10 protein-coding genes are annotated in these 12,202 nt (G+C 74.4%); 5 read left to right on the top strand and 5 right to left on the bottom strand.

Annotation, left to right across the window (positions count from 1 at the left end):
• Positions 1–18 precede the first annotated feature (18 nt).
• Together BUB97_RS03495 and BUB97_RS03490 are read right to left on the bottom strand one after the other, a co-directional pair.
• Positions 19–540 carry a biotin transporter BioY gene (locus tag BUB97_RS03495; protein WP_073131473.1) on the bottom strand — a complete coding sequence of 174 codons (522 nt, stop codon included), beginning with the start codon at positions 538–540 and terminating at the stop codon, positions 19–21.
• A complete protein-coding gene (locus BUB97_RS03490) occupies positions 537–1,694 on the bottom strand; it encodes an A/G-specific adenine glycosylase (protein WP_245818174.1) in 1,158 nt (385 codons plus the stop codon). Before BUB97_RS03490 ends, BUB97_RS03495 begins: the two co-directional genes overlap by 4 nt.
• A gap of 52 nt (positions 1,695–1,746) precedes the next feature.
• Here BUB97_RS03490 and BUB97_RS03485 point away from each other — a divergent pair, with 52 nt between their 5' ends.
• Genes BUB97_RS03485 through BUB97_RS03475 form a run of 3 tightly spaced genes read left to right on the top strand, consistent with a single transcriptional unit; the run spans position 1,747 to position 7,204 of the window.
• Positions 1,747–2,367, top strand: a complete 621-nt coding sequence (locus BUB97_RS03485; protein ID WP_245818172.1) for a DUF721 domain-containing protein — start codon at positions 1,747–1,749, stop codon at positions 2,365–2,367.
• The gene (locus tag BUB97_RS03480; protein WP_073131468.1) at positions 2,364–2,981 is read left to right on the top strand and encodes a DsbA family protein; all 618 of its coding nucleotides are present in this window, start codon (positions 2,364–2,366) and stop codon (positions 2,979–2,981) included. Before BUB97_RS03485 ends, BUB97_RS03480 begins: the two co-directional genes overlap by 4 nt.
• Positions 2,981–7,204 (top strand): chromosome segregation SMC family protein, encoded by a 4,224-nt coding sequence (locus BUB97_RS03475; RefSeq protein WP_245818170.1) that lies wholly within the window; start codon positions 2,981–2,983, stop codon positions 7,202–7,204. Before BUB97_RS03480 ends, BUB97_RS03475 begins: the two co-directional genes overlap by 1 nt.
• Before the next feature lie 292 nt (positions 7,205–7,496).
• On the opposite strand, the gene BUB97_RS03470 is transcribed toward BUB97_RS03475, so the two are convergent.
• The gene (locus tag BUB97_RS03470) at positions 7,497–8,492 is read right to left on the bottom strand and encodes a KpsF/GutQ family sugar-phosphate isomerase (RefSeq protein WP_073131466.1); all 996 of its coding nucleotides are present in this window, start codon (positions 8,490–8,492) and stop codon (positions 7,497–7,499) included.
• A 247-nt stretch (positions 8,493–8,739) separates the two neighbouring features.
• Between BUB97_RS03470 and upp the strand changes: the two genes are divergently transcribed.
• Positions 8,740–9,384 (top strand): uracil phosphoribosyltransferase, encoded by a 645-nt coding sequence (upp, locus tag BUB97_RS03465; RefSeq protein ID WP_073131463.1) that lies wholly within the window; start codon positions 8,740–8,742, stop codon positions 9,382–9,384.
• A 110-nt stretch (positions 9,385–9,494) separates the two neighbouring features.
• Positions 9,495–10,553 carry a YeiH family protein gene (locus BUB97_RS03460; protein ID WP_073131460.1) on the top strand — a complete coding sequence of 353 codons (1,059 nt, stop codon included), beginning with the start codon at positions 9,495–9,497 and terminating at the stop codon, positions 10,551–10,553.
• Here the strand turns inward: BUB97_RS03460 and BUB97_RS03455 are convergent.
• Positions 10,516–11,442: a LysR family transcriptional regulator gene (locus tag BUB97_RS03455; protein WP_073131631.1), complete on the bottom strand. Its 927-nt coding sequence runs from the start codon at positions 11,440–11,442 to the stop codon at positions 10,516–10,518. The two genes, BUB97_RS03460 and BUB97_RS03455, sit on opposite strands and share 38 nt — an antisense overlap.
• A gap of 13 nt (positions 11,443–11,455) precedes the next feature.
• Entirely contained in the window at positions 11,456–12,070 is a 615-nt protein-coding gene (locus BUB97_RS03450) for a flavin reductase family protein (RefSeq protein WP_073131458.1), read from the bottom strand.
• Positions 12,071–12,202: the final 132 nt, after the last annotated feature.

Below are 12,202 nucleotides of genomic sequence, written 5' to 3'. Positions count from 1 at the left end.
GCTTCGATGGTGCCGGGATCAGCCCCGGCGCAGCGCCCGCAGCGTGGCGAAGGCGAGGGCCGTCTTCACCGCCGTGCCCGGCACGAAGAGGAGGAAGCCGGCCATCCAGGCCTTCTCCAGCCCGGTGAAGGTGGAGAGCCAGAGCACGCCCGGCACGAAGACGGCGAGATGGGCGGCGGTCAGCACCAGGCCCTGGCGCAGCGCGCCGCGCCCGGCCAGGCCCGCGATCCAGGCCGAGGCGACGAAGCCGAGCAGGAAGCCGGCGGTCGGGCCCATCAGCACGGCGGGGCCGGCGGTGCCATGGGCGAAGACCGGCAGGCCCAGCGCGCCCTCGGCCAGGTAGAGCAGCACGGCTGCGGCGCCCATGCGCGAGCCGCCCAGCGCGCCGAGCAGCAGCACGGCCAGGGTCTGCAGCGTGGCGGGCACCGGCCACATGGGCAGGCTCACCTGCGCCGAGGCCGCCAGCACGGCGGAGCCCATCAGGGCCATCGACCAGAAGCGGAGTGCCGGCCGCGCGGCGAATCCCTGGATGGCGTTCATGCTCGAATTCCCTTCTTCCGGGCGCCTCGCGCTCCGGAAGGGCGGCTTGCCATGGGCTCCGGCCCTTCGGCAAGCGGGGGATCGGCCAGGGGAAGCAGGCGGCGAATGGCGGTGGGCAGGGCGGCCAGGGCCACCGCGGGTTCCATCCAGCCCATGCCCGGCGGGGCGGGCCCGGCCGGCGCGGATGCTTCGGCCAGGCGCATGTCGAGGTCCATATGGGTGAAGCCATGATGCGCCAGGCCCGGCCGCAGGGCCCAGGCCAGGCCGGGCAGGGGGGCGTGGGGCAGGGCTTCCTCCAGGCTCCAGGGCGCCTCCCGCCAGGGCGCGCCGGGAATTTCCAGCATCCCGCCCAGCAGCCCCTCGGGCGGCCGGTGGCGCAACAGCAGGCGCCCGGCGGGGTCCCGGGCGAGGAAGTGCAGCCCGTGGCGCTGCTTTCGCGCCGCCTTGGGCGTCTTCGCCGGCAGGCTCTCCTGGATCCCCTGCCGCTGGGCCTCGCAGTCCCCCCGCCAGGGGCAGAGGGCGCAGGCCGGGCGCCGGGGGGTGCAGAGGGTGGCGCCGAGGTCGAACAGCGCCTGCACGAAGTCGCCGGGGCGGGCGCGCGGCTCGGCCTGCTCCATGAATCGGGCCGCGATGGGGGCGATCAGCCGCCGCGCGCCGGGCAGGGGCTCGCGGATGGCCAGGAGCCGCGCCACCACCCGTTCCACATTGCCATCCACCGGCACGGTCGGGCGGCCGAAGGCGATGGCGGCGATGGCGGCAGCGGTATAGGCGCCGATGCCCGGCAACTCGCGAAGGCCGGCCTCCGTATCCGGGAAGCCGCCGCGCCCGGCGACGGCCTTGGCGGCGGCGTGCAGGTTCCTGGCCCGGGCATAGTAGCCCAGCCCGGCCCATTCGGCCGCCACATCCTCCCAGGGTGCCTCGGCCAGTGCCTGGACATCCGGGAAGCGGGCGAGGAAGCGGGCGTAGCGCGGGCCCACCGCGGCCACGGTGGTCTGCTGAAGCATCACCTCCGAGAGCCAGATGCGGTATGGATCGGGCTCGCCTGGCATCGCGCCCGTGGCCGGGCCGGCGCGCCAGGGCAGGGTGCGGCGGTGGCGGTCATACCAGGCCAGGAGCGGGCCGGCGGGCGGGGGAGTGGGAATGGCGGCTGGCAAAACGGGAGCAAGGGAGGGCGGGACGGGGGCGGAGGCAAGCCCCCCGACCGCCATGCGCGCGCGCGCGCGCCGCGCGGTTCCCGCCAAGGCGTCGGCGGAAGGCCCGGCGGCGAAGCCCCCGGCATCGAACGCTGGAGGGGCCGAGGCCGGCGCGGCTTCCGCCCGCCCGGCGGCGATGCTGGATCCGCGCCGGCCCGATCTGGGCCTGCGGCCGCTGGGGGGCTTCATCCCGCGCCTGACCCGCCCCGCCTTCAAGAAGCGCAGCCCGGCGGGCGCCCTGCTGATGGCCGACTGGGCGGGGGTGGTCGGCCCCGCCATCGCCGCCGTGACGGTGCCGAAGCGGCTGACCGCGGGCACGCTGACCATCGGCTGCTCCGGCCCGGTGGCGATGGAGCTGCAGCATCTGGCGCCTCAGCTCATCAGCCGGGTGAATGCGGCGCTGGGCTCCGTGACGGTGCAGACGCTCCGATTCGTCCAGCAGGCGCCCGCCGTGCCGGCCGCCGTTCGGCGCCTGGCGGCCGCGCCGCTTCCCGAAACCGTTCGTGGCGCGCTGGATACGGTCGGTAGCCCCGAACTGCGGGATGCGCTGGCAAGATTGGCGCGCGGGGTCTATCGAGCCCCCGAGACGCGACACCCCGACAGCCGAAACAGGACGGAATTCCCGGACCGATGAGCATCGCCCGCCGCCACCTCTTCCTGGCCACTCCCATGCTCGCCCTTGCCCCCGGCCTGGCGCTGGCGCAGGGAAGCAACGCGGCCGACCCCCGCCTGGGCGAGCGCTCGGCGGGCCGGGCGGACGCGCCTGTGACGGTGATCGAGTATTTCTCCCTCACCTGCTCCCATTGCGCGGCCTTCCACAACCAGACCTGGCCTCAGGTGAAATCTCGGCTGGTGGAGGCGGGCAAGCTGCGCCTGGTATGGCGCGACTTCCCGCTGGACCAGCTGGCCCTGGCCGCCGCCGTCGTCGCCCGCTCCCTTCCGGCGGAGCGCTATGAGGGCTTCGTGAGCGCCCTCTTCACCTCGCAGGATCGCTGGGCCTTCGCGCGCGGCGCCGACAATATCGGCGAGATCGCCAAGGTGGCGGCGCTGGCCGGGATGAGCCGCGCGCAGGTGGACGCGGCGCTGGCCGACCAGGCCCTGCAGCGCGGCATCCTGGAGATGCGCATGAAGGGGCAGCAGGAGCATCAGGTGAGCTCCACCCCGACCTTCGTGTTCAACGGCCGCCCGAGCCCCGGCAGCCTGACCTATGAGCGCTTCGCCGAGCTGGCGGGCGTCTCCGGCAGCTGATGGACAACAACCCCGTCGAGATGGCCGGGGCCGAGGCCCTGGAAAGCCCGGCGGGGGAGGCGGCGGCCGACCCCGCGGCGAAGGGGGCCGCGCCTGCCGCCGAGGGCGGGGCGCCCGGGTCCCCCGCCGCCGAAGCCGCCGCTGCCGAAGCCGCGGCTTCCGAAGCGGTGGCCGGGGCGGATGGGGAGGGGGCTCCGGAGGAGGAGGACGGTCCGCGCAAGCCGCGCACCGCCACCCTCTCCCGCCTTCGGATCGCCGGTTTCAAGTCCTTCGCCGAGGCCACCACGGTGGAGGTGCTCCCGGGGCTGACGGGCATCGTGGGCCCCAATGGCTGCGGCAAGTCGAATGTCGTGGAGGCCCTGCGCTGGGCCATGGGCGAATCCAACGCCCGCCACATGCGCGGCGGCGAGATGGACGACGTCATCTTCGCCGGAACCTCCACCCGCGCCGGCCGCAACCAAGCCGAGGTGACCCTGAGCCTGGAGGAGGCCGCAGGCCTCGCCCCGCCCCCGAATGCCGAGGCGGCGGAGCTGGAGATCACCCGCCGGATCGAGCGTGGCGCCGGCACGGGCTACCGGATCAACGGCAAGGAAGCGCGCGGGCGCGATGTGGCGACGCTCTTCGCCGATATCGGCTCCGGCGCCCGGGCCTCGGGCATGGTCAGCCAGGGGCGCGTCGCCGCGCTGATCGGCGCCAAGCCGGAGGAGCGGCGGGGCGTGCTTGAGGAGGCGGCGGGCACCGCCGGCCTCCGCGCGCGGCGGCACGAGGCGGAGCTGAAGCTGCGCCAGGCCGAGAACAACCTCACCCGCGCCGACGACCTGCGGACCCAGCTGGAGACGCAGCGGGAAAACCTGCGGAAGCAGGCCCGCCAGGCCGCCCGCTACCGTAACCTCTCCGGCCTGACCCGCGCGGCCGAGGCGGAGTGGATGGCCTTGCTGGCCGCCCGCGCCGAGGGGCAGCTGCTTTCGGCCCGCCATGCGCTGGACGCCGCGCGTGCCGCCACCAAGGCCGCCGAGGCCGCCGCCGAGGCCGCCACCCGCCGCGCCCATGCGGCCGAGATGGCGCTTCCCGGCCCCCGCGCCGCCGAGGCCCATGCCCGCACCGCGCTGGAGCGCCGCCGGGTGGAGGGCGAGGGGCTGGCCGCCGCCGAGGCCCGCGCCCGCGCCGCGCTGGACGCCGCCGCGGGGCGCCTGGCCCAGATCCAGGCCGACCACGCCCATGCCAGCACGGTGGTGCATGATGCCGAGACCGCCGAGGCCCGGCTGACGGCTGAGGCGCAGGAGATCGCGGCCACGCTGGCCGGGCTGCCGGCCCGCGCCGAGGCGGTGGCCGAGCGCCTCGCCCTGGCGGAGGATGCCGCCCGCGGGGCGGAGGCCGAGGCGGAGCGCGCGGCCGAGGCCGCCGCCGAGGCCGCGCTGGCCTTCGAGCGGTTCCAGGATGCGCGCCGCGCCGCCGAGGCGAATCTGCGCCGGCTGGAGGCCGAATCGGCCCGGCTGGAGGAGGAGCGCGCCAAGGCGCGAGCGGCCAATGTCTCGCCCGAGGCGCTTTCCAGCGCCGCGGCGGAGGCCGGGAATGCCGATGCCGCGCTGGCGACCGCCCGCGGCGACTTCGAGCGAGCCGAGGCGGCGCGTGCCGCCGCGGCCGCCGCGGAGGCCGATGCCCGTCGCGCCGCCGCCGCCGCCGAGGCCGACGAAGCGGCCGCCCGCGAGGCCGCACGGGCCGCCGCAGAGCGCGCCCGCCGCGCGACCGAGGGCCATGAGCGGCTGAAGCGGGAGCATGAGCAGGCCCTGGCCGCCTGCATCCCGGCTGAGCGCCAGGAGGCCGCCCGCCGCGAGGAGGCCGAGGCCGCCCGGGCCGCCGAGGCCGCGGCGGAGGCGCTGACCGATGCCGAACTGGCCCGTTCCGCCGCCGCCTCGGCCCTTTCCCGCGCGCGGTCCGCTGAATCCGAGGCGGGCGCCACCCGTGCCCGCGCCGCTGCCGAGGCCCAGGGCCTCGCCGCCCTCTTGCGGGCCGGAGATAGCGGGACGGCCGCGCCGATTCTCGATTCCGTGGCCGTGCCGCCGGGGCTGGAAGCCGCGCTGGGCGCGGCCTTCGGGGAGGCGCTGGAATCCCCGGCCGACCCCAAGGCGCCGCGCCATTGGCGCAGCCTGCCGCCGCTGGATGGGCCGCGCCCCCTGCCGGAAGGGGCCACGCCGCTCGCCGATCTCGTCCAGGCGCCGCCGGAGCTGGCGAGGGCGCTATCGCAGATCGGGTTGATCGAGGATGAGGCGCGCGGGCCGGCGATGCAGGCCACGCTCGCGCCCGGCCAGGCGCTGGTCGCCCGTAGCGGCGGCTTCTGGCGCTGGGACGGGCATGGGGCGAATCCGGGCGCGCCGAGCGCCGGGGCCGAGCGCCTGCGCCAGCGCAACCGCCTGCGCGCGCGGGAAGCCGCCCGGGATGCGGCCGAGGCCGCCCTCGCCACGGCCCGCGCCGGGGCCGAGGCCGCCAGGACCGCCGAGGCCGCGGCATCGGCCGCCGAGCAGGCCGCCCGCAACGCCCGGCGCGAGGCGGAGGCGCGGTTGGGGCGTGCGCGGCAGGAGGCCTCCCGCCTCGCCGCCAGCGCGGCGCTGGCCGATAGCCGGCTGACCGCCCTGGCGCCCGCGCTGGAGCGGGCCGCGGCCGAGCGTGCCGAGGCCGAGACGCTGCTGGACGCCGCGAAGGCCGCCCAGGCTGCCGTGCCGGATGCCGCGGCCGCCCGTGCCGCGCGGGATGCGGCCGTGGCGGCGCTGCGGAATGCTACGGCGGCCGAGGAAGCGGCCCGCCAGGCCCGTCGCGCGGCGGAGAACCGGCTGGATGCGGCGCGCAGCGCCCAATCCGCCCTCGCGGCCCGCGCGGCGGCGGCGGAGGGCCGGCTGGCTGCGCTGGAGCCGCAGATCGCCCGCCTGGCGGAGCAGCGCGCCGAGGCCGAGGCCACCCGCGCCGCCGTCGAGGAGGCCGGGGCGGGGAACGCCGATCCCGAACAGGCGCGCGCGCTGGCCCTGGCGGCCCGCACGGCCCTGGCCGAGGCCCGGCGCGAGGAGGCCGAGGCCCGCGCCGCCCGGCTGGCGCTGGAGGCCGAGGCCGAGCGGCTTTCCGAACGGCGCGCGGCGCTGGAGGAAGAAGCGGCCTCTTGGGCCGGCCGGCGGGCCGATGCCGCCGCCCGGCTGATCGAGCTGAGTGCGCGCCAGGAGGCCGCGGCCATCGAGGCCGCTGCCGCCGCCGAGGCGCCGGAGGAAGCCGCGGCGCTGCTGGCGAGCGCCGCCCGGATGCTGGCGGAGGTGGAGGCCGCCCATGCCGAGGCCGCCCAGGCCCTGGCCGCCGCCGAGACGGAAGCCCGCGAATCGGCCGAGGCCCGCCGCCTGGCCGATGCCGCCTTCGCCGCCGCCCGCGAGGCCCAGGCCCGCGCCGACGGCGCCGCGGCCCGTGCCGAGGATGAGGGACGCTCGGTCGCGACCCGCATCCTGGAGCGGCTGGGTCCGGATACCGAGCTGCCCGAGCCGCCCGAGGACCTGTCCGACGCCGCCGAGGAGAAGGCCCGCCGCAAGGCGGAGCGCCTGGCCCGCGAGCGCGAGGAGATGGGCCCCGTCAACCTCCGCGCCGAGGTGGAGATGGCGGAGGTGGAGGAGCGCCTGGCCAACCTGGAGAAGGAACGCGAGGAGATCGGCCACGCCATCGCCAAGCTGCGCGGCTCCATCGGGCATCTGAACCGCGAGGGGCGGGAGCGGCTGCGCGCCGTGTTCGAGCGGGTGGACGGCGAGTTCCGCGCGCTGTTCACGCGCCTGTTCGGCGGCGGCCGGGCGCATCTGGCGCTGGTCGGCTCCGACGATATCCTCGATGCCGGGCTGGAGATCTATGCCGAGCCGCCGGGCAAGAAGCTCTCCTCGCTCTCGCTGCTGTCAGGCGGGGAGCAGGCGCTGACGGCGCTTTCGCTCATTTTCGCCGTGTTCAAGTGCCAGCCGGCGCCGGTCTGCGTGCTCGACGAGGTGGACGCGCCGCTGGACGACGCGAATGTCGAGCGGCTGTGCAACCTGCTGGAGGCGATGACGGAAGGCGGCACGCGCTTCCTCGTTGTCACCCACCATCCGCTGACCATGGCGAAGATGCACCGGCTCTACGGCGTGACGATGCAGGAACGCGGGGTCTCACGGCTGCTCAGCGTCGATCTGGGACGCGCGGTGGAGCTGGCGGAGGCGGGGGCGGTCTAGACGCGGCCGGGGGAAGCGCCGCTTCCCCCAGACCCCCTTCGCCGGGGTGGCCGCGGCCACCCCGGACCCCGCGATCGGACTGCCGTGGATGCCCCGGATTAGTGGGGTCTCTGGTTGTAGGGTGCTGATTCTGGCTTTGCAGTCGCCTGAGGTCCAAGACCTCAGGCGCACCGGCAACCGAGTGATTTCAACTCAAAGAAAAAGATGATGGTGAGGGGTCCGGGGAGAGGAAGAATTCCTTCGTCCTCTCCCCGGGATAGACCGTCAGTTCAGAACACAGAGTGCGCCGAGCTCAGGCCACCCCGATCCGCAGCAGGTCGTGCAGGTGCAGGATCCCGGCCGGCCGGCCGTTCTCCAGCACGAAAAGGCTGGTGATGCGGCGCTCGTTCATCAGGGACAGCGCCTCCTCGGCCAGTGCGTCGGGCCCGATGGTGCGGGGCTGGCGGGACATGGCCTCGCGCACCGGCCCGTCCTTGAAGCCGGCCTGGAAGGCGCGGCGGAGGTCGCCGTCCGTCACCACGCCCACGAGCTGGCCTTGGTCGTCCACTACGGCGGTGGTGCCGAAGCGCTTGCCGGTCATTTCCATGATGGCGCGGGAGAGAGTGGCGTTCTCCGCCACCGTCGGCACGGCGTCGCCCGTGTGCATCACCTCCCGCACCTTGCGGAGCTGGGAGCCGAGCTTGCCGCCGGGGTGGAAGCGCCGGAAGTCCTGGGCCGAGAAGCCGCGGCGGGAGAGGAGGGCGACGGCGAGCGCGTCGCCGATGGCCATCTGCATGGTGGTGGAGGTGGTGGGCGCTAGGCCGTTCGGGCACGCCTCCGGCATGATCGGCAGGATCAGGGGGATATCGGCCGCCGCGCCGAGCGCGCCGGTGGCGCGGGAGGTGATGGCGATGAGGGTGATTCCCCAGCGCCGGGCATAGGCGATGGTATCCGCCAGTTCCGGCGCCTCCCCGGACCAGGAGAGGGCGAGGACGACGTCGTCGTCGCCGATCATGCCAAGGTCGCCGTGGCTGGCCTCGGCCGGGTGGACGAAATAGGCGGGGGTGCCCGTGGAGGCGAAGGTCGCCGCGATCTTGCGGCCGACATGGCCGGACTTGCCCATTCCGGTGACGATCACGCGGCCGCCGGCCTGGCCGATGGCGGTGACGGCCTCCTCGAAGCGGGCGCCCAGCGGGCCGTCCAGGGCGTCGCACAGCGCCTCCAGCCCTTCCGCCTCCAGGCCCAGGGTCTTGCGGGCGTCGTCGAGGGCTGAGGGCAGCGCGTCGGTGGTCTGGGGCTGCTGGTCCATCGAGGGCGGGTCCTTCGTGGCGCGGGGCCGGCGGGCGGGCCGTGGGCGCGGTGCGCCGGCGCGGGTGGAGGGCCCGGCGCATGGGCGGCCCCTATAGACCCCATCGGGCCGTGCTGGCGACACCCGGGCGCGCATGGAGGGCCGGCGGTTTCGCCGGGCGGGCCCCTGGCTTGGCGCCACGTCGGCGCGCTATGGGGGCGGCGCGGCGCCGAGCCAGGGGCCGCGGGCGAGAGGGAGCCGCGCGACCATGGACCAGACCTTTCATCCCAGGCTGACCGTGCTCACCCACCCGTTGGTGCAGCACAAGCTGACCATCATGCGGCGGCGGGAGACCTCCACGGGCGAGTTCCGCTCGCTGGCGCGCGAGGTCAGCCTGTTGATGGCCTATGAGCTGACGCGGGACCTGCCGATCGAGCGCGTGCCGATCGACACTCCGCTGGAGCCGATGATGGCGCCCTCCATCGCCGGCAAGAAGCTGTGCATCGTCTCCATCCTGCGGGCGGGGGACGGGATCGCCTCGGGGATGCTGGACCTCGTGCCCTCCGCGCGCGTGGGGCATGTGGGGCTCTACCGGGACCCGGCGACACAGCGGCCGGTCGAGTACTATCTGAAGCTGCCCGAGGACGTGGCGGAGCGGCTGGTGATCGTGGTGGACCCGATGCTGGCGACGGGCCATTCGGCCTCGGCCGCGCTGGGCCGGCTGAAGGCCGCGGGCTGCAACAACCTGCGCTTCGCCTGCCTGCTGGCGGTGCCGGAGGGGCTTTCGGTGCTGGCGGCGGCGCATCCGGACGTGCCGGTTTTCGCCTGCGCGGTGGACCGGGCGCTTGATGAGCATGCCTATATCCGCCCGGGGCTCGGGGATGCGGGCGACCGGCTGTTCGGGACGAAGTAGCCGCACGGCCCTGAGAATTCATCAGTATTACAGTTTGGTTTCATCGATCCCATCTGTTTGATGAATGGCTCCCGGCAGCTCAGCTTCCCGGCCGCCCAAGGAAGCCCCTGATGCCGCTCACCAAATCCTTTTCGCGCCTGATGCCCGGAATCCTGCTCTGTGCCGGGGTGACGCTGGCCGCCCTGGGGCTGGCGCGGGTGGAGGAGGCGTTGTTCGGCCGCGCTTGGCTGGAGGCGCTCGTGCTGGCCATCCTGCTGGGCACGGTGGTGCGGACCGCCTGGAAGCCGGGGCCTCGCTGGAAGCCCGGGATCGATTTCTCGGCCAAGATGCTGCTGGAGGTGGCGGTGGTGCTGCTCGGTGCCTCGCTGAGTGCGGCGACGATCCTCACGGTCGGGCCGTGGCTGCTGCTGGGCATCGCGGTGGTGGTCGCGGTGGCGATCACCGTCAGCTACGGGCTGTGCCGGCTGTTCGGCCTGCCCCGGCGGATGGCGGTGCTGGTGGCCTGCGGCAATTCCATCTGCGGCAATTCGGCCATCGCGGCGGTGGCGCCGGTGGTCGGGGCGGACGGGGAGGACGTGGCCTCCTCCATTGCCTTCACGGCGGTGCTGGGCGTGGTGGTGGTGCTCAGCCTGCCGCTGCTGGTGCCGGTGCTGGGTCTGAGCCTGGAGCAGTATGGCGTCCTGGCGGGACTGACCGTCTATGCCGTGCCGCAGGTTCTGGCGGCCACGGCGCCGGTGGGCGCGTTGAGCGTGCAGGTGGGCACGCTGGTGAAGCTGGTGCGCGTGCTGATGCTCGGGCCGGTGGTGCTGGTCCTTTCCCTGCTGGCCCCGCGCCTGCGGGAGGAGCCGGCGGCCCCCGGCGAGGTGACGGCCGGGGACCGCCCGGCGCCGGGCCGCCCGCCCCTGCACCGGCTGGTGCCCTGGTTCATCATCGGCTTCCTCGGCCTGGCAGCCCTTCGCTCCCTCGGGCTGGTGCCAGGCTTCCTGCTGGGCCCGATGGCGTTGCTGGCCACGGCGCTGACCATCCTCTCCATGGCGGCGCTGGGACTTGGGGTGGATGTGCGGACGGTGGCGCGCTCGGGCGGGCGGGTGACGGCCTCGGCCGTGGCCTCGCTGCTGGTGCTGGGCGTGATCAGCCTGGGGCTGATCCGGCTGCTTGGCGTGGCCTAGGCTCCGCCTCCGCGGGCAGCAGAGCGAGCAGGGCCTGGGCCGCGCGGCTGGGGGGGCGGTCGCGGTGCCACACCACCTGGAAGGCGCGCTCGGGCAGGGCGATGGGCACGCGGTGGAGCAGCCCGGCTTCGATGCTGGGCGCGGCGACCGAGGCGGAGATCGCGGTGGCGCCGAGCCCGGCCTCCACCGCGCCGCGCACGGATTCGTTGGAGGGCAGTTCCAGCGTGACCTTCAGCGCCTGCGGTTCCAGCCCACTGGCGCGAAGGGAATCCTCGAAGGCGGAGCGCGTGCCGGAGCCCTTTTCGCGCAGCACCCATTCGCCGTCCCGCGCCAGCGCGGCGAGGTCGGCCGGCGGGTGCGTGGCCCAGGGATGGGCGGGCGCGACGACCACGACAAGCTGGTCCATGGCCACGGTGCGGGCGAGGAGGAGCGGCTCGTCCAGCGCGCCTTCCACGAAGCCGAGTTCCGCCGTGCCCGCGCTGACCGCCGCCGCGACCTGGGCCGTGTTGCCGATGGAAAGTGGCACGGCGATGCCGGGATGGGCGCGGCGGAAGGCGACGAGGTGGCGGGGCAGCCAGTAGCTGGCGATGGTCTGGCTGGCATGGACCGGCAGGATGCCGCGCCCGAGGCCGGCCAGTTCCGCCAGTACCGCCTCCGCCGCCTCCGCGCGGGCGAGGACGGCGCGCGCTTCCGGCAGGAAGGCGCGGCCGGCGCCGGTGAGCTCGATGCCGCGGCCGACGCGGTCGAATAGCCGCACGCCGCTGCGGACCTCCAGCGCCGCGATCGCGGCGCTGGCGGCGGACTGGGTGAGGTGCAGCGCTTCCGCCGCGCGGGTGACGTGCTGGCGTTCCGCCACGGCGACGAAGACGCGGAGCTGTTCGAGCGTCATCCGCATCGGCGCATCACGGCAGGGTGGGGCGGATCATCTCGAACATCTCGCCCACTTCCGCATAGTCACCGCGATAGCCGCAGCGGCCGATCGGGCGGGCCGCCCGGATGTCGAAGATGCCGTCCTTCAGATAGGTGCGGTCGATATGCACGCCGACCACCTGGCCGAGCACGAGATGCGTGTTCACCTCCGCGCCTTCGAGGTTCTTCAGCGGCACGATCTGCAGCACGCGGCATTCCAGCGCGGCGGGCGTGTTCGCGACGCGAGGCGGTTTCACCAGGCGGGACGGGGCGGCCTCGATCCCCGCGAAGCTCATCTCGGATTCGCCATGGGGCAGGGGGATGCTGCTGCGGTTCACCATCTCGGCCAGCGGCCGCGTGGCGAGGTTGCAGACGAACTCGCCAATGGCCTCCACATTGCGCAGGCTGTCCTTGCGGCCTTCGCTGGCGAAGCCGACGATGGGCGGGTTGGAGTTGAAGGCGTTGAAGAAGCTGTACGGGGCGAGGTTCACCCGGCCTTCCGCATCCACCGTGGTGATCCAGCCGATGGGACGCGGCGCGACGATGGCCTTGAAGGGATCATGGGGCAGGCCATGGCCAAGGCGGGGTTCGTAGAAATGCTGGTCCATGGACTGTCCCTCATCCTGTGCAGGAAATGGTCACCTGTCCTGCCGGATGCATGCAAGATGGGCGGGATCGGAACGGGAAGGCCGAGATCGCCAAGTTGTCAGGCTGTTTTCCGCTTCCCGTTCCGGATTTCA

The sequence above is a fragment of the Muricoccus roseus genome (assembly GCF_900141905.1).
Classification (GTDB): domain Bacteria; phylum Pseudomonadota; class Alphaproteobacteria; order Acetobacterales; family Acetobacteraceae; genus Roseomonas; species Roseomonas rosea.
This window is presented reverse-complemented; position numbering and strand designations above follow the sequence as displayed.